The sequence below is a fragment of the Streptomyces sp. NPDC058985 genome, from assembly GCF_042740985.1.
In the GTDB taxonomy this organism is placed as follows: Bacteria; Actinomycetota; Actinomycetes; order Streptomycetales; family Streptomycetaceae; genus Streptomyces.
This window is the reverse complement of record NZ_JBHYJX010000037.1, coordinates 67,171-89,150: the sequence shown is the minus strand read 5'-3', so window position 1 is coordinate 89,150 and position 21,980 is coordinate 67,171. Positions and strand designations below refer to the sequence as shown.

Annotated in this window: 39 protein-coding genes and 2 pseudogenes; 36 read left to right on the top strand and 5 right to left on the bottom strand. The window is 69.9% G+C overall.

What is annotated here, in order from left to right; all coding sequences use genetic code 11:
* The 36 genes and pseudogenes from ACFW01_RS27990 to ACFW01_RS27815 form a co-directional block, all read left to right on the top strand.
* Positions 1 to 1,120, top strand: a pseudogene (locus tag ACFW01_RS27990) (hypothetical protein); the annotation flags it as partial.
* Positions 1,117 to 1,419 (top strand): hypothetical protein, encoded by a 303-nt coding sequence (locus ACFW01_RS27985; RefSeq protein ID WP_384507966.1) that lies wholly within the window; start codon positions 1,117 to 1,119, stop codon positions 1,417 to 1,419. The pseudogene ACFW01_RS27990 and the gene ACFW01_RS27985, both read left to right, overlap by 4 nt.
* Positions 1,416 to 2,201 (top strand): DciA family protein, encoded by a 786-nt coding sequence (locus ACFW01_RS27980; protein ID WP_384507963.1) that lies wholly within the window; start codon positions 1,416 to 1,418, stop codon positions 2,199 to 2,201. The genes ACFW01_RS27985 and ACFW01_RS27980 overlap by 4 nt, the downstream gene beginning before the upstream one ends.
* Before the next feature lie 67 nt (positions 2,202 to 2,268).
* Entirely contained in the window at positions 2,269 to 2,838 is a 570-nt protein-coding gene (locus ACFW01_RS27975; protein ID WP_384507960.1) for a 3'-5' exoribonuclease domain-containing protein, read from the top strand.
* Between the two features lie 75 nt (positions 2,839 to 2,913).
* Entirely contained in the window at positions 2,914 to 3,114 is a 201-nt protein-coding gene (locus ACFW01_RS27970) for a hypothetical protein (RefSeq protein ID WP_384507958.1), read from the top strand.
* Positions 3,111 to 3,266 carry a hypothetical protein gene (locus ACFW01_RS27965; protein WP_384507955.1) on the top strand — a complete coding sequence of 52 codons (156 nt, stop codon included), beginning with the start codon at positions 3,111 to 3,113 and terminating at the stop codon, positions 3,264 to 3,266. The genes ACFW01_RS27970 and ACFW01_RS27965 overlap by 4 nt, the downstream gene beginning before the upstream one ends.
* Positions 3,267 to 3,348: 82 nt before the next feature.
* The gene (locus tag ACFW01_RS27960) at positions 3,349 to 4,113 is read left to right on the top strand and encodes a ParA family protein (RefSeq protein WP_384507952.1); all 765 of its coding nucleotides are present in this window, start codon (positions 3,349 to 3,351) and stop codon (positions 4,111 to 4,113) included.
* Positions 4,113 to 4,937 carry a hypothetical protein gene (locus ACFW01_RS27955; RefSeq protein ID WP_384507949.1) on the top strand — a complete coding sequence of 275 codons (825 nt, stop codon included), beginning with the start codon at positions 4,113 to 4,115 and terminating at the stop codon, positions 4,935 to 4,937. The genes ACFW01_RS27960 and ACFW01_RS27955 overlap by 1 nt, the downstream gene beginning before the upstream one ends.
* 806 nt (positions 4,938 to 5,743) lie before the next feature.
* Entirely contained in the window at positions 5,744 to 5,992 is a 249-nt protein-coding gene (locus ACFW01_RS27950) for a hypothetical protein (protein ID WP_384507946.1), read from the top strand.
* 239 nt (positions 5,993 to 6,231) lie between these two features.
* Positions 6,232 to 6,771: a hypothetical protein gene (locus ACFW01_RS27945; RefSeq protein WP_384507943.1), complete on the top strand. Its 540-nt coding sequence runs from the start codon at positions 6,232 to 6,234 to the stop codon at positions 6,769 to 6,771.
* Positions 6,772 to 6,909: 138 nt separating this feature from the next.
* A complete protein-coding gene (locus ACFW01_RS27940; protein ID WP_384507940.1) occupies positions 6,910 to 7,179 on the top strand; it encodes a hypothetical protein in 270 nt (89 codons plus the stop codon).
* 179 nt (positions 7,180 to 7,358) lie between these two features.
* On the top strand, positions 7,359 to 7,673 hold the full coding sequence (locus tag ACFW01_RS27935) for a hypothetical protein (RefSeq protein WP_384507936.1): 315 nt from the start codon (positions 7,359 to 7,361) through the stop codon (positions 7,671 to 7,673).
* Between the two features lie 19 nt (positions 7,674 to 7,692).
* Complete coding sequence (locus tag ACFW01_RS27930) at positions 7,693 to 8,202, top strand: hypothetical protein (protein WP_384507933.1); 510 nt, start codon at positions 7,693 to 7,695, stop codon at positions 8,200 to 8,202.
* A gap of 77 nt (positions 8,203 to 8,279) precedes the next feature.
* The gene (locus ACFW01_RS27925) at positions 8,280 to 8,909 is read left to right on the top strand and encodes a hypothetical protein (RefSeq protein WP_384507930.1); all 630 of its coding nucleotides are present in this window, start codon (positions 8,280 to 8,282) and stop codon (positions 8,907 to 8,909) included.
* A 21-nt stretch (positions 8,910 to 8,930) separates the two neighbouring features.
* Entirely contained in the window at positions 8,931 to 9,266 is a 336-nt protein-coding gene (locus ACFW01_RS27920) for a hypothetical protein (protein WP_384507927.1), read from the top strand.
* On the top strand, positions 9,263 to 9,715 hold the full coding sequence (locus ACFW01_RS27915; RefSeq protein WP_384507924.1) for an XF1762 family protein: 453 nt from the start codon (positions 9,263 to 9,265) through the stop codon (positions 9,713 to 9,715). Before ACFW01_RS27920 ends, ACFW01_RS27915 begins: the two co-directional genes overlap by 4 nt.
* 80 nt (positions 9,716 to 9,795) lie before the next feature.
* Positions 9,796 to 10,473 carry a hypothetical protein gene (locus ACFW01_RS27910; RefSeq protein ID WP_384507922.1) on the top strand — a complete coding sequence of 226 codons (678 nt, stop codon included), beginning with the start codon at positions 9,796 to 9,798 and terminating at the stop codon, positions 10,471 to 10,473.
* Complete coding sequence (locus ACFW01_RS27905; RefSeq protein ID WP_384507919.1) at positions 10,470 to 11,363, top strand: DUF5131 family protein; 894 nt, start codon at positions 10,470 to 10,472, stop codon at positions 11,361 to 11,363. The genes ACFW01_RS27910 and ACFW01_RS27905 overlap by 4 nt, the downstream gene beginning before the upstream one ends.
* Positions 11,356 to 11,562, top strand: coding sequence for a hypothetical protein (locus ACFW01_RS27900; protein ID WP_384507916.1), 207 nt, complete (start codon positions 11,356 to 11,358; stop codon positions 11,560 to 11,562). Before ACFW01_RS27905 ends, ACFW01_RS27900 begins: the two co-directional genes overlap by 8 nt.
* A 17-nt stretch (positions 11,563 to 11,579) precedes the next feature.
* On the top strand, positions 11,580 to 12,182 hold the full coding sequence (locus tag ACFW01_RS27895) for a hypothetical protein (RefSeq protein WP_384507913.1): 603 nt from the start codon (positions 11,580 to 11,582) through the stop codon (positions 12,180 to 12,182).
* A pseudogene (locus ACFW01_RS27890) lies at positions 12,179 to 12,475 on the top strand (WhiB family transcriptional regulator); the annotation flags it as partial. The gene ACFW01_RS27895 and the pseudogene ACFW01_RS27890, both read left to right, overlap by 4 nt.
* A 182-nt stretch (positions 12,476 to 12,657) precedes the next feature.
* A complete protein-coding gene (locus ACFW01_RS27885; RefSeq protein ID WP_384507910.1) occupies positions 12,658 to 13,473 on the top strand; it encodes a hypothetical protein in 816 nt (271 codons plus the stop codon).
* On the top strand, positions 13,470 to 13,976 hold the full coding sequence (locus tag ACFW01_RS27880) for a single-stranded DNA-binding protein (RefSeq protein WP_384507907.1): 507 nt from the start codon (positions 13,470 to 13,472) through the stop codon (positions 13,974 to 13,976). The genes ACFW01_RS27885 and ACFW01_RS27880 overlap by 4 nt, the downstream gene beginning before the upstream one ends.
* 151 nt (positions 13,977 to 14,127) lie before the next feature.
* On the top strand, positions 14,128 to 14,355 hold the full coding sequence (locus ACFW01_RS27875; protein ID WP_384507904.1) for a hypothetical protein: 228 nt from the start codon (positions 14,128 to 14,130) through the stop codon (positions 14,353 to 14,355).
* 25 nt (positions 14,356 to 14,380) lie between these two features.
* A complete protein-coding gene (locus tag ACFW01_RS27870) occupies positions 14,381 to 14,560 on the top strand; it encodes a hypothetical protein (protein WP_384507901.1) in 180 nt (59 codons plus the stop codon).
* A gap of 45 nt (positions 14,561 to 14,605) precedes the next feature.
* On the top strand, positions 14,606 to 14,947 hold the full coding sequence (locus ACFW01_RS27865) for a hypothetical protein (RefSeq protein ID WP_384507898.1): 342 nt from the start codon (positions 14,606 to 14,608) through the stop codon (positions 14,945 to 14,947).
* Positions 14,948 to 15,306: 359 nt separating this feature from the next.
* On the top strand, positions 15,307 to 15,798 hold the full coding sequence (locus tag ACFW01_RS27860; protein ID WP_384507895.1) for a hypothetical protein: 492 nt from the start codon (positions 15,307 to 15,309) through the stop codon (positions 15,796 to 15,798).
* Complete coding sequence (locus ACFW01_RS27855; protein WP_384507892.1) at positions 15,795 to 16,172, top strand: hypothetical protein; 378 nt, start codon at positions 15,795 to 15,797, stop codon at positions 16,170 to 16,172. Before ACFW01_RS27860 ends, ACFW01_RS27855 begins: the two co-directional genes overlap by 4 nt.
* On the top strand, positions 16,169 to 16,648 hold the full coding sequence (locus ACFW01_RS27850; RefSeq protein WP_384507889.1) for a hypothetical protein: 480 nt from the start codon (positions 16,169 to 16,171) through the stop codon (positions 16,646 to 16,648). Before ACFW01_RS27855 ends, ACFW01_RS27850 begins: the two co-directional genes overlap by 4 nt.
* An 11-nt stretch (positions 16,649 to 16,659) precedes the next feature.
* Positions 16,660 to 17,202: a DUF1643 domain-containing protein gene (locus ACFW01_RS27845; protein WP_384507886.1), complete on the top strand. Its 543-nt coding sequence runs from the start codon at positions 16,660 to 16,662 to the stop codon at positions 17,200 to 17,202.
* Complete coding sequence (locus tag ACFW01_RS27840; RefSeq protein ID WP_384507883.1) at positions 17,199 to 17,669, top strand: LuxR C-terminal-related transcriptional regulator; 471 nt, start codon at positions 17,199 to 17,201, stop codon at positions 17,667 to 17,669. Before ACFW01_RS27845 ends, ACFW01_RS27840 begins: the two co-directional genes overlap by 4 nt.
* A 45-nt stretch (positions 17,670 to 17,714) precedes the next feature.
* Positions 17,715 to 17,957 (top strand): hypothetical protein, encoded by a 243-nt coding sequence (locus ACFW01_RS27835; protein WP_384507881.1) that lies wholly within the window; start codon positions 17,715 to 17,717, stop codon positions 17,955 to 17,957.
* Positions 17,954 to 18,145 (top strand): hypothetical protein, encoded by a 192-nt coding sequence (locus tag ACFW01_RS27830; RefSeq protein ID WP_384507878.1) that lies wholly within the window; start codon positions 17,954 to 17,956, stop codon positions 18,143 to 18,145. Before ACFW01_RS27835 ends, ACFW01_RS27830 begins: the two co-directional genes overlap by 4 nt.
* The gene (locus ACFW01_RS27825) at positions 18,142 to 18,408 is read left to right on the top strand and encodes a hypothetical protein (RefSeq protein WP_384507876.1); all 267 of its coding nucleotides are present in this window, start codon (positions 18,142 to 18,144) and stop codon (positions 18,406 to 18,408) included. Before ACFW01_RS27830 ends, ACFW01_RS27825 begins: the two co-directional genes overlap by 4 nt.
* On the top strand, positions 18,405 to 19,061 hold the full coding sequence (locus ACFW01_RS27820; protein ID WP_384507873.1) for a nuclease-related domain-containing protein: 657 nt from the start codon (positions 18,405 to 18,407) through the stop codon (positions 19,059 to 19,061). Before ACFW01_RS27825 ends, ACFW01_RS27820 begins: the two co-directional genes overlap by 4 nt.
* 91 nt (positions 19,062 to 19,152) lie before the next feature.
* Complete coding sequence (locus ACFW01_RS27815) at positions 19,153 to 19,485, top strand: DUF6233 domain-containing protein (RefSeq protein ID WP_384507870.1); 333 nt, start codon at positions 19,153 to 19,155, stop codon at positions 19,483 to 19,485.
* A 199-nt stretch (positions 19,486 to 19,684) separates the two neighbouring features.
* On the opposite strand, the gene ACFW01_RS27810 is transcribed toward ACFW01_RS27815, so the two are convergent.
* From ACFW01_RS27810 to ACFW01_RS27790, 5 genes are all read right to left on the bottom strand, one after another.
* Positions 19,685 to 20,464, bottom strand: coding sequence for a hypothetical protein (locus ACFW01_RS27810; RefSeq protein WP_384507867.1), 780 nt, complete (start codon positions 20,462 to 20,464; stop codon positions 19,685 to 19,687).
* A gap of 52 nt (positions 20,465 to 20,516) precedes the next feature.
* The gene (locus tag ACFW01_RS27805; protein ID WP_384507864.1) at positions 20,517 to 20,708 is read right to left on the bottom strand and encodes a hypothetical protein; all 192 of its coding nucleotides are present in this window, start codon (positions 20,706 to 20,708) and stop codon (positions 20,517 to 20,519) included.
* Entirely contained in the window at positions 20,705 to 21,166 is a 462-nt protein-coding gene (locus ACFW01_RS27800; RefSeq protein ID WP_384507861.1) for a hypothetical protein, read from the bottom strand. Before ACFW01_RS27800 ends, ACFW01_RS27805 begins: the two co-directional genes overlap by 4 nt.
* Positions 21,166 to 21,573 (bottom strand): hypothetical protein, encoded by a 408-nt coding sequence (locus ACFW01_RS27795; RefSeq protein WP_384507858.1) that lies wholly within the window; start codon positions 21,571 to 21,573, stop codon positions 21,166 to 21,168. Before ACFW01_RS27795 ends, ACFW01_RS27800 begins: the two co-directional genes overlap by 1 nt.
* Positions 21,574 to 21,676: 103 nt before the next feature.
* Positions 21,677 to 21,916: a hypothetical protein gene (locus ACFW01_RS27790; protein ID WP_384507855.1), complete on the bottom strand. Its 240-nt coding sequence runs from the start codon at positions 21,914 to 21,916 to the stop codon at positions 21,677 to 21,679.
* Between the last annotated feature and the right edge of the window lie 64 nt (positions 21,917 to 21,980).

Below are 21,980 nucleotides of genomic sequence, written 5' to 3'. Positions count from 1 at the left end.
CGACCACACCGCATCCCGCAGGACCGGGCCCCGCAAGTGGCTCAAGGCCGTCCAGTGGCTCATCGGCGCCGGACTCCACCCCAAAGCCAACGCCACCACCCAGCGCATCGCCGAAGACCTCGCAGCCCGCATGGACTACGACCTCGGACACGCCCTCTACCGCCTCGACGAGACCGCTGCCCGCCTGGGCATCTCCCGCGCCACCGTCAAACGGCACGCCGGCTACCTCCGCGAACTCGGCGCCCTCGCCTGGGTCCAGCACGGCACCCGCACAAACCTGCTGGCCAGCAAGGGGCTCAAGGGATACAAGGGCACCGCCACCATCTACGCCGCCGTCATCCCGGCCGCCTACGACCACGCCATGGGCCACCGCATCATCGGCACCGGCTACCAGGCCCGCATCGTCATTGACCAGCGCGGCCAGCAGCAGCCCGTGATCCCCGCCCAGACCCGCCGTCAGCCTGTGGATAACCCCCCTGTGGAAAACCCCGCCTCCGAGGGCCTTGAGCCCCCTTCCCTTACCTGGCTTAGAGAAGAGAGTCAGGTTCAGGTAGACGGTGGTAGTAACTACACCTCGCAGGCTCGGCAGCCGAAACCGCGAATCCCCCACCAGAGCAGCAGCAAGAACGGGCGCCGACGCACCGCCACCGACGTCCAGCAGGACATGAACACCGCCCGCCTCGTCCGAGCAATCGTCAACTGGACGCAGAAGGCGCCCCTGCGACAGCTGGAGTACGTCCTCCGCTGGTGGACCGACCGCGGGCAGGACGCCTACCAGATCTCCGCTGACCTCAACGGCTGGTGCCACGGCATGCGCTGGAAGCCGACCAACCCGGTCGCGTTCATCAAGGCCCGCCTCGCCGCCGACCAGAAGCAGCAGCAGGAGACCCAGGCCGCGCAGGCTGCCGCCGACCGGTACGAGCTGGAGAACCCAGCCCCCGGCGCCTTCCAGGGCCGCATCAGCAGCCGCATCGACGTCATGGCCGGTGTCCGGCAGGGTCTCGCCCGCTACCAGCAGCAGTGCCAGGCCTACGGCCACGACGACCTGTCCGCCGGCGCCGTCGACACGTGGGACGCCGAAGCCGACATCCTCGCCTTCCTCAACGGGAGCCCCGCATGACCAACCGCCGCAGCCAATGGCCCGCAGCCCAGCACCTCCAGCAGGCCGCCGACCAACTCCGCGCCCACGACCCGCGCCTCGCGGACTACCAGCAGGACTACCACGCCCCCGTCGCTGACTGGCTCGACGAGGCGGCCAACGAGATGGCATGGCTGGCCCCCTTCCGCGACCACGAAGGCGGCCACCGCCCATGGAAGAACGCCACCCGCATCGCGCACGGCGTCCTCGACCTCCCCAACCCGGACGACTGCCCGGTCTGCCACACCCGCGTCCGTCCCGAGCCCAGGAGCGCGTCATGAGCCAGCAGCCGTCCGGCATCGACCTCGCCCGCGCAGCCCTCGCCGCCGCCCGAGCCGACGCCAAAACCCGACCCACCCAACCCCAACGCAAAAAGCGCACCACCACCAGCACCACGGCCCGCCGGCACGGAGACCCCATGGGCCTCGGCGCCGCCATCAACCGCATGATGACCGAACGCGCCTGGCAGCCCCCCGAGACCGGCGGCAGCATCCTCGACCAGTGGCCGACCATCGCCCCCGAACTCGCCAACAAGGTCGCAGCCGTCCGCTTCGAACACGACACCGGCACCCTGCACCTGCGACCCGCCTCCGACGCCTACGGCACCCAGCTCCGCCTCCGCCAGCCGCAGATCCTCGCCCGCATCCAGCAGAACCACACCGGCCGCAGCGTCCACGCCCTGAAGATCCTCACCCCCGGAGCGGCCGCACCCGCGCACACCGAACCCGCCCTCGAGCCGGAGAAGCCCACCGAGCCGGCCCCGGTACGCACCCGGGAGACCGCCTCGCCCGGCTACCGGCAGGCCCTCGCCGCCGCCCTCGACAACCGGCCCGCCCCACCCCCGGTCAACCCGTACCTGGAGGAAGCCCGGCAGCGGCAGATAGCCGCCCTCCGCGCCAACCGGCAGCCCGAAAGCGAGCACCGAGACGGCGTCTGGGAAGTCGACCGGCTCGAGACCGCCGCACGCGCCGAACGGGAAGCCGTCCGCCAGACCGCCATCAACCGGGCCCGCCACGAACGCGCCGGCGGCACCACCCCACGCCGCGCACTCGACGTCGCCTAGCAGGGGGCAACACCGGCAGCGATCCACGGGATCGTAGAGCCCAGCCCTCCAAACCACAGGAGTCCCCATGCGCATGTTCTACGACTGCGAATTCCTCGAGGACGGGAAGACCATCAAGCTGATCTCGATCGGCATGGTCGCCGAGGACGGACGCGAGTACTACGCCGTAAGCCGCCGCCTCACCGCACGCACCTGGCGCGGCTGGAAGCTCCGGCGCCGCCTCCGCGCCCACACCTGGCTGATGGAGAACGTCGTCCCCTCCCTGCCGCAGCCGCACGGGGACTGGCGCCTCCACATGCCGCACGACTGGCTGTTCAACTACCTCGACCCCGCCGTGAAGAGCCACAAGCGAATAGCGGCCGACGTCGCCGCGTTCATCCAGGCCACCCCAGAACCGGAGCTGTGGGCCTGGTACGGGGCATACGACCACGTCGCCCTCGCGCAGCTCTTCGGCCGGATGATCGACCTGCCCGACGGGGTCCCGATGTGGACCAACGACCTCAAGCAGGAGTCCATGCGGCTGGGAGATCCGACCCTGCCCGAGCAGCCGGACGGCGTCCACAATGCGCTCGCCGACGCGCGCCACAACCTGGTCCGCGCCCAGTACCTCGACTCCATCGCCTCCGGGCAGACCTGAGGAAGGCAGGGGGGAACACGACGGCGGTTCCTGCGGCACCGTGTACGCGATCACCCCGCACGAACGGAGCCGCCCATGCCCCACACCCCCGCCTGGCACGCCGCCCAAGCCGCCGACGAACGAGCCTGGCTCGACCAGTGGGCACGCGCAGAACGCGCCCCTGAATGCCCCTGGGCCCGCCCCGACTACAACGTCATGGCCGACTTCACGGGTGCTCTCATCGCGATGGCCGCCGGCGACACCTACATCCCCCTCGCTTCCGGGAGCCCCCGATGACCGCCCCCGTCCGGGCCTCCAAGCCCCGCATCGCCTACCCGCGGCCCCCACTCACCCGCGACCACCGCGACCTCTTCCAGGAAGCCGCGTACGGCGACGGGCAGCCCTACAACGACGGCCTGGACGACGAAGACGACGACACCTCGACCTAAGCGCCACCCGCCGAAGTCGGGCATGGCATCCTGTGGGGCGTCCGAGTACCCAACAAGGGGAAGCCCACGGAGGAAACAGGCCATGCCTTCTTCTACCGACACCAGCGACCGCGCCAAGGTCGTCACCCTCGTCCAGCAGAAGGGCGGCAGCGGCAAGAGCACCCTCGCCGTCAACCTCGCCGCCGTCTCTGGACAGAACAACCCTCCCGCCACCCAAGACGACCCCTGCCCCGTCGTCGCCGCCGGCATCGACCGACAGGGAAGCCTCGAAGACTGGGCCGCCCGGGTCCCCGAAGACCGGCTCCCCTTCGACTACGTCGTCACCAAGGGCCGCATCGGCGAAATCCCCGACCTCGTCGACGACCCGGCCGTCCGCCGCATCTTCGTCGACACCCCCGGCTTCATGGAGACCGACCCCGACGCCCCCATGGACGCCGACCCCCTCGGCAGCGGCAACACCGCCAAGGCCATGGAAGAGGTCCTCGACCTCACCGACCTCGCCATCGTCCCCATCACCCCGGAATGGCTCACCCGCCGGCCGGCCGAGTTCACCATCGAACGCGTCCTCAAGCCCCGCGACGTCAAGTTCCTCGTCGTCATCAACATGTGGGACTCCGGCAACGACCGCGCCAGGGAAGACGGCATCCGACCCGAACTGGAGAAGCTCCGCGACTGGTGCCGCAAGCGCAACTACCCCTTCGCGACCGTTGCCATAAGGCGGTACAAGGTCCACTCCAAGGCCCCCGAAGACGGCCTGACCGTCATCCAGTACCCCGAGTCCGGCACCTCCCTGCGCGCCCGGGAGGACTTCTACAAGCTCGCCCTGACCGTAGAGCAGGCCCTCTGATGGGCGGCCAGCGCCGCGGCAAAGCGGTAGAGCGGAAGAAGTTCGCGACAGCCGTCGACATGGCGCAGTCCCTCCCCCACCTCTTCAAGCCGATCTCCGACAGCCCCACCCTGATCGGCGAGGAGCAGGACAGCCTCGCCCAGTGCGAAGCCGCCGTCGAAACCCTCAAGGGCGCCTTCTGGGCCGCCGGCAAAGCCCTCCAGATCATCCGAGACGCCCGCCTGTACCGGCAGAACTACAAGACGTTCGACGACTACTGCTGGGACCGATGGGACATGAACCGGCAGAACGCCGACAAGCTCATCCGGGCCTGGCCCATCGCCGAAGCCCTGTACGTCCGTCAGCAGCGGGGCGACGTGACTCAAATTGGAGTCAAAAAGCTCAACCGAGCCCAGGTGTGGGAGCTCGTTCCGGTCGCCGAGTCCTGGGACGTGGACGCTGCCACGTTCGTGTACGACACCGTCGCTGAGACTGTCGTGCAGTCCGAGGGCAAGGACATCACCGCGCAGGTCCTCCAGGGCGCGGTGAAAGCCGCGGTGAAGGCCGTCCCGAAGGGCGCGGAGTTCAACCGTGAGGCAGCCGCCGAGCAGATCGTCGCCTACGTGACAGGGCTGGGGCAGAAGTCAGTTCCGGAGCCGCGGCCCGTTTTTGAGCCTGCCCCCACGGTCGAGGTGATAGCTGCACGGGCAGAGAAGGCAGTGCAGGCGAACTGGGTGCGTCGTCTGGCAGCTCAGGACCGTCAGAGTGCCGCCGTGTACCTGGATCACGTGCAGCGCCAAGTCGATCGGCTGCGGACTGAGCTGTTGCCGTCGGCACCGCAGTGACCTCGTGACTCATTTTTGAGTCACGAGACCTTAGAGGGCCCCGCTGGACCTGCCATCACGGCGGGGGAGCGGGGCCCTTCTTGTGCGTCCGGCCTGCGGTTTTGAACTTGGGTCAGTTGTCCCAGGTTGCCGGGGTTTCTGAGTCACCCACACGAGTGGACCCTGCACCGATCTCCGTACGGCCTGCATATATCTACCCGGGCGAGGAACTGGGCCAGAGCCGGTCTGGTGGTGAAAAGCGGCCGGAAGCCGGACCCCGTGGATCGCAGCCCACCCGCCGGCTTCCGGTCTCACCCCCGCCTGCCCAACAGCAAGGCGCGCAAGGGGGTCCCGGGCGGAGGGCTCCGCGAGTAGACTGACGTCTACCGGACGGGCATGTGCCCGTGAGGTCTCGGCCCCTCGCTGGAAGCCGGGCGGTGTGTTGTCGGCAAACTCCGCACCCCCACCGCAACCAGTGCGGGGCATCTTTCATGCAACACCCACATGATTACGGGGTGTTCAGTTCTGGCCTACAGCACGTCATCCTTTGGCCAAAAACGATGTCACTACCTGCTCAATCAGCGGACTTGTCTACCCCACACACCCCGCCAAGTGCCAGAGTGGGGCTCCGCACACCGGACTGGCAGTCGGCGTGCACCCACCAGGGCCCGGTACTGCGAATACCAGGCTGTACGAGACCTTCCCAACTTCTGCCGGAGGAGCGGAGACGCCCCATGTCCGCAGAACCCGCACGACCCGACACGGGACCAGACGGCCCGGCCGCCACCGTGTTCGCATTCCGCCGCCCCCGCCGCCAGGAGGCGGCCATGCCCACACCCCCGACCGGTGACCTCACCCCCGAAGAGAAACGCGCCGCGTTCATCGAGAAAGCCTTCGCCGACCACCGAAGGACCCTCACCGACCCCGCCACCGCGGAGGCGTTCCTCATCAGCCTCGGCATCATGCGCCGCACCCTCGACGGGGCCCTCGCCCAGCAGCTCATCGACGAGCCGGCGCACACCGACCTGACGGGGATGCTCGACGGCATGCACGACGCGACCCGACGGCTCGCCTGACGAACTTTCACCTACCGACCGAACCCTGACAGTTACCGCCAGTCACCAAAATGCAACAATAGGCACCCCGCGTAGATCCTTTGCCACACTCTGTTCAACACGCGACCATTCCATGGCACGATGGGGCGTCCGGACACACCCGGAGCACAAGCATCCGGCCAACCCGCGCACGCCCCCTGCCCCACACAGGCCCCGAGCGCGCCCCACCGGGATGGCCACGCAACAGGGGACGGGGACACATGGGCCAGAACACCGCCACAGCCGCAGCAAAAGCCCTCCGCCTGCTCGACACCCCGGACCTCCGCCACCACCCCGCCCGCGGCCCCCAAGAACGACGCGCCGCCTCCACCACCCCCGGCACCCCCCTCAACCTGGGCATCGTCGACTACCTCGACCAGACCGCCGGCGACATCATCGCCCTCACCCGCGGCATCGCCCCCAACGCCGGCCCCACGCCCGACCGCCGGGCAGACCTCTACGACTGGTGCCTGGAATCCACCGGCGACGCCAACCAGACCCAGCAAGCCCACCGCGACCTCGTCTTCGAGACCCACCACTTCGAACACGCCGTCCGCCTCGGCGACACCACCGAAGTGTCCAAGCAGCCCTGCCCCGGCTGCGGATGCTGGGGCCTCATGTGGGACGCCCCCAGCCGGCGCGCACGCTGCACCAACCGCCGCTGCACCACCCCCGAAGGCCTCACCAGCACCTGGCCGCTGGCACGCCTCGCCGCCCAGAAAATCCAGCGCACAGAAATCTGGCGCCGCAACGCAACCTGACCCACGCCCCGCGGGTCTAACACTCAACACCTGGCGCACAACTGCACACGCACCACCCACCACCACACCGGATGGACCGCCATCCACCCGTTCGGCCGCGGAGCTGCGAACTCGGTCGCTGATCTGGGAGGCCGCACCATGGCCGCACTGCACCACCACCCGCGCCCGGAGGCCCTTGAGGACATCGAGGATCCGGTCACCTACGAAGAGGCCTCCGCGCTCCTCGCCCGCACTGGACACCCTGCACGGGCAGAGACGATCCGCCGCTGGGTGAAGGAAGACGGCCTGGACACCGTCAGCGTCCGCAGCCGTACCGGGTTCACGAAGCACGTGTCCTGGACGGACGTCCTCGAAGCCCACGCCCGCCGTACTGCGGCGAAGTTGAGAGCGTCGTCCGACTGGCCGTGACGCCCGCCGGCCCCCACCGCTGAAGAGCCCCGATCCCCCAGGTCGGGGCTCTTCTCATTCCCACACCCGTATACCTATTGCAAACGCCATAGTTTATGGGTTACTTTGAATGGGCCGACAACACCTGACCCCCACTCAAAAGGCCAGGTGGAGAACCCCTTTCACGCCCCGGAGCACCCATGACGGTGACCACGCACGTCTCCACACGCCCCGAAGCCGACTACCGAACCCTGAGCAACGACGACCAGGACCGCTTCGACCAGCTCATGGAACGCGCCGACCACGCCGGCCCCCACGACTACCAGCCCCTCATGGACGCCCTCGCCGCCCTCACCGGCATCACCGGCGAGATCCGCAAGTGCGCCTGCTCCTGCTGGTGCCTCGTCATCTTCGACGCCGACCGCAACGGCCACGTCATCGAGTACGGCCAGGGCTACAACCTCGGCCGCCACCAGTGCCCGTGGTGCGCCGACCAGCACCGCGAAACCGCCTGACCAGGAACGGACAACAGCCATGGTCACCGACCCCACCAAGCACCTCCTCGGCTACGGCCGAAAGGACACCACCACCGGCATGCTGCACGGCCACATCCGTTGGCCCGACGGCCAGCCACCGACCCCGTTCGGATGCCGCTGGTGCGGAACCGAGCAGGACGGCCACGGACGCCGCTGGATGCCCGGGAAGGGCATGCACACATGGCACCGCCCGACCGACAAGCAGGTCAAGGCCCGCATGCTCGCCCGCCGGAACGCCTACAAGGCCGTCTGCCGGTGCCCGCAAGACGACGACTGGCGCCCGTTCGCCCCGGTCTTCGACCCGTACGCCTGCGAGGCGGCCAACTGCCACGGCTACACCTCGGAACTGAACCCCTTCGGAGGCGGCCGCTCGATCTACGAGCGCAGCGCCGAAGTCTCCCGCAAGTGCGACCGGTGCGGATGGCGAACTGCTGTCTGGCACGTCGATGACGGATCCGCAGAGATCGAGTTGCACCGCCACGTCACGCGAGCCCACCTAGCCACCTGAACCCACCGGCTCCCCGGCGGCGCGTGAAGCCGACACCGCGCCGCCGGGAGAACACCCACCGCCCAGGAAGGCCCCCGATGCCCAGCACCCGCCGCGTACTCCGCCGCATGGCCACCGTCATCAACACCCAGGGCCTCCACTGCGGCGAGCAATTCGCCGCCCACGGCCCGATGGACCAGCTCGACATCTGCGCCATCGCCTACACCGTCGCCGAAGACCGCCCCGCCCCCGCCGTGTTCTTCACCAACGACGTCGACTCCAGCGCCCTCATCGAAGCGTCCGAGCCCGCCATGGCCGCCATCCGTGCCATCTCCGCCGCCCTCGACAGCGAGCCCTGCGAGACCGACGGCCGACCGGACTACATCGAGCACGTCTCCAACTGGGCCGCCACCGCCCCCATCGGCGAGCACTTCCCGCCCAGCACCAGCGAGGTCATCGGCCGCATCCTCCGCGCCGCCGACAACGAGCCCACCAGCCCGCGCCCAGGCTTCACCGACGCCTACGGACTGTGCCTCACCTGCGGCGGCCACGGAACGCTCATGACCGACGGCGAAGAGATCCCCTACGAGGAACTCAGCCCGCGTCGCAAGCAGGGTCACGCCCTGGGCCACCGCTTCCACCGCAACACCAGCAAGGCCTGCCCAGACTGCGACGGCCAGGACCGCGTCACCGACGCCGTCATCTCAGCCCACGAAGCCACCCTCTGACCAGGACGGAACCCCCACGCCATGACCATGCAGACCTTCACCCCCGCCGTCAGCCCCTTCGCCCGCGACCCCTTCTACGCCACCGGCGTCGCCGACGCCTACGACGAGCACCAGGCCGGCGACAACATCCACACCCTCAAGGCCCGCGCCGAGCAGATGCTCGACACACCCTCCGACGGCCGCGAAGCCATCGACCTCTACGTCGTCGGCTACGCCAACACCGTCATCGGCCTCCTCAACACCCACATCGCCCAGACCAACGCCCAGGCCGACGTCGCCCAGACCTGGCTCGCCCGCAAGCAGGGCCGCGAAACCAGCACCCTCCACCAGCGGTACATGCAGAGGCGGCCAGCATGAGCCTGCACCTGGTGCCGGTCCGGTTCGCTGATGCAGCCGCCTTCGTAGCCACCTGGCACCGGCACCACCAGCCTCCCGTCGGCTGCAAGTTCTGCATGGGAGTCGCTGACAACGAGGGCATTTTGCGCGGCGTCGCCATAATCGGCCGTCCGGTCGCCCGCCACCTCGACAACGGTCAGACCCTCGAAGTCACCCGGACCGCGACGGACGGCACTCCCAACGCGAACTCGATGCTGTACGGCGCCGCCTGGCGAGCAGCGCAGGCCCTCGGCTACACGCGCCTCATCACCTACACGCAGGCCACCGAAACCGGAGCCAGCCTCCGCGCAGCTGGCTGGAAGACCATCGCCCATCGGCCTGCACGCCCCGGATGGAACACCCCCTCCCGCCCACGTCAGGCAACCGGCACCGAATACATGCCCAGAACCCTCTGGGAAGCCACCGCCTGACCGCGCACCACCCCACATCAGCACGAGCACCGGAGCACCACCCGACACCAGCCCCACCCCGACCCACGGGAGCCCGCGCCATGACCACCAGGACACGCAAAACCACCGCGAAGAAGACCACCCCCAGCAAGAAGACCGCGGCCAAGAAGACCACCGCCGGCCCCCGCACCCGCAAGCCCACCCAACCCCGCCTCTCCCTCGTCAAACCCACCCCCACCCGACCCACCCGCGCCCTCGACTTCATCGCCGACACCCAGATCTACGCCGTCCACGCCGCCCGCCAAGCCGGCCTCCCCACCCACCGCATCCGCGACTGGCGCGACCACCGCGACGGCACCGCCACCCGCCCCCTCACCGACGGCAGCACCCTCCACTACACCCACACCACCCGAACCCTCCGCTGGCAGGCCACCTGCCCCATGGGCGCCGTCCACGAGTACACCCTCACCACGCCGTCCACCGCGGCCGCTGCCCGCGTCCACGCCGCCCGCTGTCAGCAGCCGCACGCGGACCTCGCCGCGATCCCGCCGCTCACGCCGGACGAACTTGCCGACCTCGGCATCCTCCACGCCCCCACCTGGGCCCAACCCGTCCTCCTCGGCGACGCGATCACCGAAACCATCCCCGTCCCCACCGGAACCGTCGCCCGTGCCGCCGCATCAGCCACCGCCACCCAGCCCCTCTCCACCCGCGAGATAGCCGCCGGCATCGCCGCCCGCGCCGACAACGACACCGCCAAGGAGCACCCGCAGCCGTGACCAGCATCGAATGGACCGAGCAGACCTGGAACCCCACCACCGGCTGCGACCGCATCAGCCCCGGATGCGACCACTGCTACGCCCTCACCATGGCCAAGCGCCTCAAGGGCATGGGCCAGGCCAAGTACCAGAACGACGGCAACCCCAAGACCTCCGGCCCCGGCTTCGCCCTCACCACCCACCCCGACGTCCTCACCGAACCGCTGCGCTGGAAGAAGCCCCGCAAGGTCTTCGTCAACTCCATGAGCGACCTCTTCCACGCCCGCGTCCCCCGAGAGTTCCTCGTCCGCGTGTTCGCCGTCATGGCCGCCACCCCGCAGCACACGTACCAGATCCTCACCAAGCGGCCCGAACGAGCCGCCCGCATCCTCACCGACCTGTGCGGCTGCGGCAACGGCCACCCGCCCGGCGAGCACTTCCGCTCCTCCATGGAGTGGGCCGCCACCTCCCACAGCCCGACCTACGTGCCCGGCCTGAAGCACGGCATATACCACCGCAGCGGCTGGCCCCTCCCGAACGTGTGGATCGGCACCTCGATCGAGTCCGACGACTACACGCGCCGCGCCGACGCCCTCCGCAACACCCCCGCCGCCGTCCGATTCATCTCCGCCGAACCCCTCCTCGGACCCCTGCCGTCGCTCAACCTGACCGGCATCGACTGGCTGATCATCGGCGGCGAGTCCGGGCCCGGCGCACGAGTCCTCGAACCATGGTGGATCGACGACCTCATCTACGAAGCCCGCCAGGCCGGCGTCGCCCCGTTCGTGAAGCAGCTCGGCTCCGTCTGGGCCCGCAGCAACGACGCCTCCGACAGCAAGGGCGGCAACCCCACCGACTGGCCCGCCGACCTCCGCGTCCGCGAATACCCCAAGGCAACCAGCGATGCCTGACCAGGCCGCCTACGTCGACCAGCTCGCCGGCCAGCTCTGCACCCGGCACACCGCACTCGTCGCCACCCTCGAAACCGACCTCGGCGACCACCGCCGCCGACTCGCCATCGTCGTCCGCTTCATCCACAACCCCGCCATCGCCCTCGACATCCGCCAAAACCTCGCCCGCGACCTCCAACTCCCCGAACCCAGCCGCTAGCCGACGGAGCCCACCACATGACCCTCACCGCCTCCGACCCGGCCCCGACCGCCCTCGCCCCGCCCCTCGTCGTCGGCGTCGACCCCAGCCTCACCGGAACCGGCATCGCCTCCAGCAACGGCCAAGTCGACGTCATCGGCTACAAGAAGGCCCGCACCAAGGACCCCGGCATCACCCAGCTCCCCCACGCCGAACGCATCCGAGCCATGCGTCAGCTTGCCCACCAAGTCCTCGAGGCCGTCCACCTCCCCAACCTCGTCGTCATGGAACTCCCCGCCGTCTCCCGCTCCGGAGGCGGAGCCCACGAACGCGGCTGGTTCTGGTGGCACCTCTACAGCGAACTCACCCACTACGAAGTCCCCGTCGCCCTCATGGCACCCAACGCCCGCGCCCTCTACGCCACCGGCAAAGGCAACGCCGCCAAGGGAGCCGTCATCGACGCCGTCTCCCGCCGCTTCCCCGACTGGACCACCAACGGCAACGACAACGCCGCCGACGCCGTCGCGTTGATGGCCGCCGGCCGCGACTGGCTCGGACACCCCATCACCGACATGCCGAAAACCCACCGGGCCGCCCTCGACAAGGCGACCTGGCCGACCCTTCCCGGAGACCCCCGATGACCACCAACACCCGCCGCCCTAGGACAGTCGCCGCGCCGCCGACGCTCGTAGCCGCCGACACCGGGGACTGGCGCGACGACGCCGAATGCCGCCGACACGACCCCGACCTGTTCTTCCCCGTCGGCACCCTCGGGGCCGCCGCCATCCAGACCGAGCAGGCCAAGACCGTGTGCCGGCGCTGCCCCGTACAGGCCGCCTGCCTGGAGTGGGCGCTGTCCACGGGCCAGCGGTCCGGCGTGTGGGGTGGGACGACGGAAGAGGAACGGCTGACGCTCGCCCGCCACCGGCAGGCGGGAGAGACGGAGTACGAGGTGTGCCTGGACGCGGAGGCGTACCTCATCCGCCGGGTCGGGGAGGGCGCCTCGCATCGGACGATCGCCACGGAGCTGGGTGTGGGCCACTGTGCGGTGGGCCGGGCGTGGCGGTATCTCCAGTCGGAGAAGGCGAACGCTTCGACCGGGCAGGAGGTGGCGGCATGAGCAGCATGAACGCGGAGCAGCGCGGTGACCTCGCCGAGCGGATGCTCCCCGAAGCAGCGAACCTCGCCGTCCTCGTCCACGGTGACGGTGGCCCGGAGGACGTTTCCGCGGTCCTCGCTGGCCTGTCCGCGGCGGAGAAGGACGCCCTGATCGTTGTCCTGGCCGGTCTCGTCGACCCGGACCAGCCCGTGGGACGCGCCCTGGGATGGCTGGACCACGACGAGCACGGCAGCCTGACGGTGCCGGCGTCATGGTCGGAGGACCGCACGGTCCGCGACCTCGCCCCCGAGGAGAACGTCGACCTGGACGCGGACTTCGTGGACCAGGTCGCGGTCGCCAAATTCGTGAAGGGCTTCCGCGTGGGTGAGCTCACCGATGTGGAGTTCCTGGAGGCCATCAAGCAGTGCGTGGCCGCGGGGCTGACCCTCACCGATGTGGACCACCTGCGTAGGTGGCCGCGGAGGACGACGGAGAACCGGGTGAACCGGCTGCGGAAGCAGTGGCAGCGTTCGGGGCGGGCGTTCCCGGAGCTGAAGCAGCCGGGTCTGCGGACGTTCACGCCCGAAGAGGTCGTCGCGATGCGCGAGAGGGCGCGTGCGGGAGCGACGGATGTTGAGTTGTCGATGTCGTTCGGTGTGAACAGGGAGACGGTGCGGGCGATCGTCACGGGGAAGCGGTACGCGTCGTGTGGGGGCCCGATCAGGGCGGCACGGTCCGCGAGGAGCCTGAAGGCGTCGCGGGAGCACATGTGCGGTCACGGAGACCGTTCGAAGGCAGCACTGGGCAGGAAGCAGATGGAGGAAGCAGCATGAGCGGCGACACGGTGATCACGGTGTGCGGGAACCTCGTTGACGATCCCGAGCTTAGGTGGACCTCGTCCTCGGTGGCGGTAGCGAAGTTCCGGGTGGCGTCGACCCCGCGGACGTTCGACCGGCAGACGAACGAGTGGAAGGACGGCGAGAGCCTGTTCCTGACCTGCTCGGTGTGGCGTCAGGCGGCGGAAAACTGTGCGGAGTCCTTGCAGCGTGGCATGCGGGTCATCGTGCAGGGCCGGCTGAAGCAGCGGAGCTACGAGGACCGTGAGGGCGTCAAGCGGACGGTGTACGAGCTGGATGTCGAGGAAATCGGTGCCAGCCTCCGGTCGGCGACGGCGAAGGTGACGAAGTCGGGTGGCGGGCAGGGGCGGCAGCAGTATCAGGAGACGTCGCGTCAGTCGTCGCAGGAAGGCCGTCAGGATCCGTGGGCGTCGGGTGTGCCGGGGACGCAGGGGCAGGCCGGCGGGTGGGGTGGGGGTGAGGAACCTCCGCCTTTCTGAGCCGCGGCGGGATGTGACGAGGGGTCTGGCTTTCGGGTCGGGCCCCTTTCTCGCGCCCGCAATACCGATAGAGCTATGGCGAACGCCATAGAGTATGGGTTAGAGTGGACACCTAGCCACCACCCACACCCCAACAAGGGGGAACCCCCGCATGCCCTGCGACTGCGACGCCACCCCCGAAGACATCGCCGCCGGAATCCACGGCCAGCCCTGCACCTCCCGCGACGGCGAACCCGACGACCCGTCCGACCACTACGACAAGCCCCGCCTCCTCGCCCACTGGAACGCCACCCGCCACGGCCGGACCGGCTTCCAGCAGGGCACCCGCCGGGCCGCGGAACGCCTCGCCCGCAAGACCTACGACACCGACAGCATCTGAACCGCACCACCACCTGGAGAACCGAATGCCCTGGATCACATACGCGCCGAAGACCTGCGACTGGTGCCGCATCTCCGCTCACCTCCCCGGAAGCCAGTGGCACCCGACGCACTGCGGGCGGATGACCGCCGAGGACGTCGACCGGATGGGCGACGTGGCCCGCCGGATCTACGACGAGCTGGACCTGGCCAACAAGACCGCCTGACCGTCCAACCACTACGGCCAGTAACCCAGCCCACCGGGAGAGAAAATGACCCAGATCGTCGGCATCCGCGACGGGCACCGCGTCATCACCAGCATCACCGGCAAGGCCGGCTCCATGGCAGTCGACCGCAAGCACCACCCCGACTGCCCCTGCCACGCCCCCAGCACCGCTGAAACGCAGTGGCCCGTGTTCGTGCTCCAGCGATGGGACTGGTCGACCAACGCCTGGGAGACCGTCGCCACGTACACGTCCGAGCGGGGCCAGGGGAACGCCGAGTTCGCAGTGTCCAGCGAGCGGGCCTCCAGCACGGGCCCGATCCGGCTCCTGAAGGACAACGTGTCGGTCCTGGAGGACAACCCGGCCACGTACTACGAGGACTTGGTCTGATGCAGGCCTGCGTTCGTCCTCGGTGTACTGAGCCGGCGGAGCACGTGTCGGGGTACTGCTCGGACGTCTGCCTGCTACTGGACCAGGACTTCGACGGGCCCGCGGTCACGGTCCTGGCTCGGAACAAGGCCGGGGGTGTTGGCACTGGTCTCGCCTGGCAGGTCAGGCAGCCGGTGCAGATTCCCCCGGTGTAGCGCTTCCCGACCGCCTCCCCGCCCCCAGGGAGGCCCGCGGGGGCCGCGCAGCCCACCCCATCCCCCGAGGCTGCGCGGCCTTCCCCCACCCCTCGTCCGGGCCGCCCGCCCGATCGCAGCCGGCGGGCGGCCCACCACCCTCCCCTCCTTCGACAAGGAACCCGCATGACCATCCCTTCCCTCACCCCCGACGCAGTCCTCACCAAGCTCGAAACCGTGAAACGGTGGGCCGAGACCGAGGCTGGCCGCCACGAATCCCTCGCCGCCTGGACCGTCAGCCGCCTCGACGACGGCAGCCTGTTCCTGTCCGCCCGTGTCCGAGGACGTGAACCCGGGCGTGCCCTGCACCGGTTCGCGGACCGGCAGGCCGGCTACCTGGCGAACCGGCCGCACACGCCGGGCGACCAACTGCCCACGCTGGACGTGTCCCAGGCGGGCCGTGAAGCGGTCCTGTGGCGTACCGGCGGGGTGTGGGTGGAGTTGTGGCACCCGGACACCGTCACCGTCCTCCCCGCGACCCCCGCCGCGCCCTCTCCCGCCCTCGCACCGCCCGCGCCGGCCACGGCCCCGGCAGTCCCGCGTAGGTCCCTGCTGTCCCGGGCCTCCGCACGCCTCCCCTACACCCGCCGCGCCGCCACGAAGGAGACCAGCAGGTGACCGAGATCGGCTTCCAGCCTGCCGAACCCGCCGAGGACAACACCCCCGACCCCGACGAACTCGGCTGCCAGTGTCCGCCCGGCGACAACCAGTACCTCCTGGAACTCGACGAAGGCCAGGCCGTCCTCGTTCATGCCGCCTGCGGCAAGAGTCCTTCGTACGCCTGGGGCGATTTCCAGGAGTTCGTCGTCATGAACCCCATCCCGGTCACCGTCGATTGGGAGTCCGACTGCGACGGCAACAGCTGGCACGGCCTCAACCCGTGCGACTGCGACTCCTGGGTGCAGGTCACCGCCAGCAGCGTTCCCGAGGACGTCCGCGCGCAGGCCCTGGAGCTGTCCCGCAAGCACGCCACCGAAAGGACCAGCCGATGAGCCAGCCGAACGCCACCGTCCTCGAGCGGCAGGTCGAACTCCGCGTCACCGGACAGCCCGACGTCAAGAACATGTACGGCAGCGGTCACATCCGGCCCATGGAGGTCACCTTCCGCTATCAGGCGGAGGGCCTGCGGGCGGAGGTGTATGGCCAGTGGGTGCGTGAGGACGGGGAGGTGACGGACGCCCGCTGCTCCAACCGGTACACCGCCCCGGAGGGGGATGTGGCCGAGTGGCCGGCCTGGCTGGCCGAGATGGCCACGGCATGGCGTCCGACCCCGGCCGCACCGGCGCCCGCCGACACCCTGGCTGCTTGGCTGCACCGTCGGTTCGAGCCCCGTGACGTCGACTGGGAGCAGCTCGGCGAGGACGACCGCTCGTACTGGGAGCACCAGGCCCGTGCCGTCCGCCGCGCGGTCGCCCGGGGCGGCTTCAAGCAGCCCGCCGCCGAGGCGCAGCCGGGGGGTGCCGAGTGACCGTCCTCCAGATGCTCCCCAACACCGAACTGTCCGTGCACATCGAACAGCAGGCCACCCCCGAAGGCCTCGCCGCCGCCGTCTTCGACAGCAGCCGCCGCGAATACCGGTACCTCCTCACCCGCATCTGGGACCCGAGCGTGCCGCCCGTCGTGTACGTGATGTTGAACCCGTCCACCGCCGACGCCCTCACCGACGACCCCACCATCCGCCGCTGCCGGGGATTCGCCCGGCGGGAAGGAGCCGGCGGGCTCGTCGTCGTCAACCTGTTCGCGCTGCGCTCCACCGACCCCCGCGCCCTCACCCGGCATCCGGACCCGGTCGGCCCGCACAACAACGCGTTCATCCGCCAGGCCGTGAGCGGCGCGCACCGGGTGATAGCCGCCTGGGGTGCTGCCGGGGTCCAGGACGGGCGTGGGGAGGCGGTGACGGGCCTTCTGCGGGCTCGTGGCGCTGCCGTGTACTGCCTGGGCTGGACGGCTACGGGGCAGCCCAGGCATCCGCTGTATCTGCCGTCTGCGGCGGTGCTGGAGCCGTATGGGGTGGCAGCGTGACCGCCCCCGTACGACCGGGCCCGCCGCCTTCGGGTAGCGGGCCCGGCCCGGTTCTCACCGACCGGGAACTGGAACTCCTCCGCCGGCAGGCAGCAGGCGAGACGTACCGCGACATCGCTCCCACCCTGTTCATGAGCGTCAGCGGAGTCGGGTCCATGTCGAAACGGATGATCGACCGCATGGGCGCCCGGAACCTCGCTCACGCCATCCACCTAGCCCACCAGCACCGTCTCCTCGACCCCCCGGCCACCGTGAAGCTGTCGCCGCCCCTGCTGCGGGTCCTGGAGCTGGTGGCGGACGGGTGGACGAACGCGGAGATTGCCCGACGTCTGAACCTGTCGGAGCACACGGTGAAGGACCACGTGAAGAAGATCCGCCGCCTGTTGGGGGCGCGTGATCGGGCGCATGCGGCTGTGCTGGCGGTCGAGGCTCGCATCATCCGCCGCCCGGAAATCCGGACATCTTAGACACCGCCATCGGCGGGCAAGACCGATCACCCCAGGAAGGCCCTGATGCGTCGCCTGCTCCTGCTCCTCACCCAATGCGTCCTCATCGTCGCCATAGCCTGCGCCACCGCCTGGGCATGGCTCACCTTCACCGCCGCGCCCCACCTGACGCTGGGCTCGGTCATCGGCTGCGCGTTCGCCGCAGCCCTCCTGACGCTCCTCGTGGAGGCCGCGGTCCGGCAGGTACGCCGTGGCCGACCCCGCCGCGCCCACGCCCGACCCCGCCACACTGAAAGGACCCGCCCGTGACCAGTGACCAGGGCACCGTGTACGCCTGCTGGACCGTCGCCGCATCCGCCGGCGCGGGCGGCGCCAGCCTGATGCTCGCAGGCCACCCGATCGCCGGTGTGCTGCTGCTGTGGCTGATCCCGAGCCTGCTGCTCGTCGCCCACCTCGCCCGACTCGCCCCCGCCCGCACTGGAAGGAACCCCCGATGACCGACCAGACCACCCTCGCCGCCCAGGCGTCCGAGCCCGGCAACGCCACTGCCGACGCCCTGTGCGCAGAGCTGTACCGGCGAGCCCGACAACGCGAGACCCTCAACCCCGACACGCGCGCCTGGGACCAGGTGTACGGCGAGACGATCGGTCTGCGCGGGGCGATCGGCATCGTCCTCGGGCATGCGGTGGCGGGGGCGGCGGATGAGGCGGGGCACGCCTACTACCGGGCGTGGCTGGCCCGTCAGGAGGTCCGCCGGTGACCGCGGGCGGGTCGACGTCTGATGAGGGCGCCCGCCTGCGCGCCCGGGCCAGCAAGGGCTGGTGGCGGACGGTCCTCCGCTGGTGCGGTATCAACGCCAACGATCGGCGTCTCGAGGCGGCGGCGGTACGGCAGGAGCAGGGCAGCATCGGCGAGAAGCAGACCGCGGACCTGCTGCGCCGATTACCGGCTGGCTGGCAGGTGTTCCACGACCTGGCGGTGCCAGGGCGCCGCTTCAACGTCGATCACGTCGCGATACCCCTATCCGGGGAGGGCCTGATCGTGCTGGACTCGAAGAAGTGGCATGCGGGCTGGCCCACCACGCTGGTCGGGGGCCGGGTGCACTGCGGCAGGCAAGACCGGCACGAGCAGGTGGAGAAGTTCGCCGGCTACGTGTCCGGAACCGCTTCGGTGCTGGGGGTGCCGGCGGGGATGTTGATGCCGGTCATCGTCGTCCACGGCTCCCCGGTCGCCGGGGGTCGCCTGGATGTGCCGGTGCCGGCGTGGGAGCGGATCGTGCACGTGCTGGCCGCGGACCAGCTGGTGACCACGCTGGCGGGCATGCCGGGCGGGAGGGGCCCGGTACAGCCCGCCGCGGTCGAGCTGGCGGCCAAGGTGCAGCGGACGCTTCCCCGGTACGGCAGTGCGGCGTAGCCTCGCCTTGTGCCACCCGGGGAGACTGTGACCCCGCTACCTGGAACCCCCAGGTGGCAGGGTCTTTTCGTGCGTCCGTAGACTCGAACATATGAGCGACCTGCCCCCGGAAGAACGCCTTGCGAAGCTCCGCGCCCTCGAGGAGTGGCTGGACTGGCAGCTGGGCAACACCCGGGCGAAGATCCGCACAGCGGAGGCGGAGGTCGAGCGGGCGAAGGTACAGGCGCAGCGTGCGCACGCGGAAGCCCGGTGGAAGCTGGAGCCGGCCCGCGACCGCCGGTCCGTGCTGCACCGGGGCGGGTGCGGGATCTGGCGGGGCGAACACGGCTACCTGGAGCGGCACGAGGTCCTGGAGGCGCTGGCGGACGAGACGCTGGTCGTGGAGATGTGCGGGGTGTGCAACCCGAAGACGGGCCTGGAGTAGATACACGACCGCCCCGACCGCGACGGGGGACGCGGACGGGGCGGAAGGCGGACGTCTCCGGGGGCCTCTACCCCGCTGCGGCGTTACTCCCGACGGGCGCGGCGTGTATGCGGGAGGGATGCGGTTTCCCGGACCCGACCTGATCCCGGCAGACGTACCACGCCCAGAATGGCACGCGCCTCTGACAGCCGTTGCCCGGTCAGCTCTGCCGGAGGTCGAAGTTGGCGCGGAGCTGCCGCAGGCCGGGCAGGTCGAAGTCCTTCGAGAACCGTCCGGGCTCGCTGATGTTGTAGGCGATCGGCCCGGTGCCGGTGCGTACCGGGCGGGCGAGTGGGTTACCGCGATTTGGGCTGCACATGATCGGCTTCCAGCCTGCCGTGTTCTTCACGCACTCGCCGGCCTCCACGGTGCCGTCCCGGTCGATGTCCGTGTTCGGGTGGTCGAGGCCGAGGATGTGCCCGAGTTCGTGGGTGACGGCGTCCTTGCGGCGGGCGTCGTTCACCGTCGGGTCGGTGGAGAACCAGTTGGGCTGCTCCCAGTACTCGGAGTCCATGAGGATGTGCCCGCCCCACGCGCTCCCGTTGGCGGTGGCGTAGCAGGGCCGGGCCTGGGACATGCCGCGCTGCCCGGTGGGCTGGTGCAGGTAGTGGACGACGATGCGGTGCCGGGGCGGGCACGTGCCGAGCGGCGTGGTGTCGAGGGTGCTGGTGACGGTGATCTGTACGCCGACGTTTCTGGTGACCTGCGCGGCTGGCAGCCGGAAGTACTTTGCCAACCTGGTGCGGGCCGTGGCGTCGGCGAACACGATGTCGTACGGGTCGGGGGAGAGGCTGTACACGCCGTGGCTGGTGATGGCTTTCCAGCCGGTGCCGCTGTAGTGCGGTCCGGGGAGCGCGGCGGCTGTCAGGGTGAGGACGCCGGCGCCTATGCCGAGGAGGGTGGCGAGGCGTCGGAAGAGGCCGGTTTTGGGTGTGGGCATACACGCCAGTCTCGGCACATTTCCGGCCCGTGTTCCCCCCTGCCAGAACGGGCTACAGGCGCTGCCCCGTGCTGGCGCGGTGCTCTTCCATCACCTGCGGTGCTTCGTCGTTGCTGACGGTCCGGCTGAAGCCGCACGAGCAGGTCACGAGCGTGGAACCGGTCGGCTCGCGGATCACCCAGTTGTTGTCGTCCACGTACTCGGTCGTGTCGCGCTCCCAAGACATTTCGTGCTGTTGGGTCACGGCTGAACCTCGCTGTCGATGGCTTGGATGGTGGGGCAGGGCCAGTACACGAGGTACTGGTAGCCGTCGCCCTCGGTGCGGCTGCACGTGCTGCACTGCTGGATTTCGGGGAAGGGGCTGCCGTCCGGCTGGGGCTTATGCAGGGCACGGACCTTGTCCACGACCTCCAGGAGCTGGTCGCGGGTGGGCTTGCGGTACGGCTCCCACCAGCCGGGCGGGTCGACCAGGAGCCGGACCGTGCGACGTTCGAGAGCCACTCCGTCGCCTCGTTCGTCGACCTGTTTCCGGCCTTCGGAGTCGCGGGCGCAGGCCTCGTAGACGATGACGCGGGTGCCGTCCTCCGCGGTGTCGAGGTAGACGTCGGCGTTCAGAAGGACGTCGGCGGGGTCGATCTGGTTGGCGGTGAGCCAGGCGCAGTAGGCCTCACGACGTTCGCTGTGCTGCTTGGGGCTGGGCATTAGACGTCACCCACCTGTCGCCGGACGACCTGGTCCATGTGGCGGGCGATGTCCCGCTGTACCGCCTCGCCGATCTCGGAGTCCCCGACGTAGAGACCGACGCTGTGCCGGCCCTCTGTGCCAGTCAGTGCGACCTGCGGGTACCGCATCGGCTCTTCCCTGTCGTCGCGGCTGACGGTGCCGTCCAGGGGCCGCGGGCGTGGCGTGGCGTGGGAGGCGGGGACGCCGGTGAAGGTGATGAGGTGGGGGCCGGATTCGACGCAGATGTTGAGTGGGGCGGTGACGGCGATGCGGCCCTCGCAGAGGCGGACGGGGTCTACGCCGATGTAGGCGACGGTGTCACCGACGTGGAGAGGGTGGCCGTTGTAGTCGACGGCTTGGGGCTGGGGTTCGGGGGAAGGGGCCATGCCTCCTACGGTCCCGGATTTCGGGCCGGGTGTTCCCCCCTGCCCGGGTGGCCCGGCAGCGTCGGGGGCGTGCTGCCGGGCCGGTCTCGTGCCGCGCGGGGGTCTAGCCCCAGGCGGTGTCCATGGGGCGGGCGGACGGGCCGGTGGGCGGGGTGCCCCAGGCGGTGTCGTCCGTGCCCTCCCCGGTGCCCGCGTCGCCGCCGGCGTTGGTGGGGGCGGGTGCGCCCCACGCGGTGTCAGGCGGGGTGGAGGCGACGGCGGTTCCGGTTGCGGTGAGGGTTCCGCCGACAGCGGCGGCGGTCAGGGTGAGGCCGGCGAGGGCACGGCGTAGACGATGCTTCACAGCAGGTGTCCTTTCGTCGTGGTGGGACGATAGCGGGGCGCCTGGTCCCGACGGGCCCTGTCTT

Bases quoted from the DNA above. Each gene is read 5' to 3' on its own strand.
- ACFW01_RS27920 (WP_384507927.1), top strand. From the start codon at position 8,931: ATGACCATGCAGACCTTCACCCCCGCCGTCAGCCCCTTCGCCCGCGAC.
- ACFW01_RS27870 (WP_384507901.1), top strand. From the start codon at position 14,381: ATGCCCTGGATCACATACGCGCCGAAGACCTGCGACTGGTGCCGCATC.
- ACFW01_RS27835 (WP_384507881.1), top strand. From the start codon at position 17,715: ATGCGTCGCCTGCTCCTGCTCCTCACCCAATGCGTCCTCATCGTCGCC.
- ACFW01_RS27915 (WP_384507924.1), top strand. From the start codon at position 9,263: ATGAGCCTGCACCTGGTGCCGGTCCGGTTCGCTGATGCAGCCGCCTTC.
- ACFW01_RS27950 (WP_384507946.1), top strand. From the start codon at position 5,744: ATGCCCACACCCCCGACCGGTGACCTCACCCCCGAAGAGAAACGCGCC.
- ACFW01_RS27930 (WP_384507933.1), top strand. From the start codon at position 7,693: ATGGTCACCGACCCCACCAAGCACCTCCTCGGCTACGGCCGAAAGGAC.
- ACFW01_RS27810 (WP_384507867.1), bottom strand. From the start codon at position 20,464: ATGCCCACACCCAAAACCGGCCTCTTCCGACGCCTCGCCACCCTCCTC.
- ACFW01_RS27965 (WP_384507955.1), top strand. From the start codon at position 3,111: ATGACCGCCCCCGTCCGGGCCTCCAAGCCCCGCATCGCCTACCCGCGG.
- ACFW01_RS27860 (WP_384507895.1), top strand. From the start codon at position 15,307: ATGACCATCCCTTCCCTCACCCCCGACGCAGTCCTCACCAAGCTCGAA.
- ACFW01_RS27925 (WP_384507930.1), top strand. From the start codon at position 8,280: ATGCCCAGCACCCGCCGCGTACTCCGCCGCATGGCCACCGTCATCAAC.
- ACFW01_RS27975 (WP_384507960.1), top strand. From the start codon at position 2,269: ATGCGCATGTTCTACGACTGCGAATTCCTCGAGGACGGGAAGACCATC.
- ACFW01_RS27885 (WP_384507910.1), top strand. From the start codon at position 12,658: ATGAGCAGCATGAACGCGGAGCAGCGCGGTGACCTCGCCGAGCGGATG.
- ACFW01_RS27955 (WP_384507949.1), top strand. From the start codon at position 4,113: ATGGGCGGCCAGCGCCGCGGCAAAGCGGTAGAGCGGAAGAAGTTCGCG.
- ACFW01_RS27880 (WP_384507907.1), top strand. From the start codon at position 13,470: ATGAGCGGCGACACGGTGATCACGGTGTGCGGGAACCTCGTTGACGAT.
- ACFW01_RS27825 (WP_384507876.1), top strand. From the start codon at position 18,142: ATGACCGACCAGACCACCCTCGCCGCCCAGGCGTCCGAGCCCGGCAAC.
- ACFW01_RS27850 (WP_384507889.1), top strand. From the start codon at position 16,169: ATGAGCCAGCCGAACGCCACCGTCCTCGAGCGGCAGGTCGAACTCCGC.
- ACFW01_RS27935 (WP_384507936.1), top strand. From the start codon at position 7,359: ATGACGGTGACCACGCACGTCTCCACACGCCCCGAAGCCGACTACCGA.
- ACFW01_RS27980 (WP_384507963.1), top strand. From the start codon at position 1,416: ATGAGCCAGCAGCCGTCCGGCATCGACCTCGCCCGCGCAGCCCTCGCC.
- ACFW01_RS27800 (WP_384507861.1), bottom strand. From the start codon at position 21,166: ATGCCCAGCCCCAAGCAGCACAGCGAACGTCGTGAGGCCTACTGCGCC.
- ACFW01_RS27985 (WP_384507966.1), top strand. From the start codon at position 1,117: ATGACCAACCGCCGCAGCCAATGGCCCGCAGCCCAGCACCTCCAGCAG.
- ACFW01_RS27940 (WP_384507940.1), top strand. From the start codon at position 6,910: ATGGCCGCACTGCACCACCACCCGCGCCCGGAGGCCCTTGAGGACATC.
- ACFW01_RS27900 (WP_384507916.1), top strand. From the start codon at position 11,356: ATGCCTGACCAGGCCGCCTACGTCGACCAGCTCGCCGGCCAGCTCTGC.
- ACFW01_RS27945 (WP_384507943.1), top strand. From the start codon at position 6,232: ATGGGCCAGAACACCGCCACAGCCGCAGCAAAAGCCCTCCGCCTGCTC.
- ACFW01_RS27895 (WP_384507913.1), top strand. From the start codon at position 11,580: ATGACCCTCACCGCCTCCGACCCGGCCCCGACCGCCCTCGCCCCGCCC.
- ACFW01_RS27910 (WP_384507922.1), top strand. From the start codon at position 9,796: ATGACCACCAGGACACGCAAAACCACCGCGAAGAAGACCACCCCCAGC.
- ACFW01_RS27960 (WP_384507952.1), top strand. From the start codon at position 3,349: ATGCCTTCTTCTACCGACACCAGCGACCGCGCCAAGGTCGTCACCCTC.
- ACFW01_RS27970 (WP_384507958.1), top strand. From the start codon at position 2,914: ATGCCCCACACCCCCGCCTGGCACGCCGCCCAAGCCGCCGACGAACGA.
- ACFW01_RS27815 (WP_384507870.1), top strand. From the start codon at position 19,153: ATGAGCGACCTGCCCCCGGAAGAACGCCTTGCGAAGCTCCGCGCCCTC.
- ACFW01_RS27845 (WP_384507886.1), top strand. From the start codon at position 16,660: ATGCTCCCCAACACCGAACTGTCCGTGCACATCGAACAGCAGGCCACC.
- ACFW01_RS27875 (WP_384507904.1), top strand. From the start codon at position 14,128: ATGCCCTGCGACTGCGACGCCACCCCCGAAGACATCGCCGCCGGAATC.
- ACFW01_RS27865 (WP_384507898.1), top strand. From the start codon at position 14,606: ATGACCCAGATCGTCGGCATCCGCGACGGGCACCGCGTCATCACCAGC.
- ACFW01_RS27795 (WP_384507858.1), bottom strand. From the start codon at position 21,573: ATGGCCCCTTCCCCCGAACCCCAGCCCCAAGCCGTCGACTACAACGGC.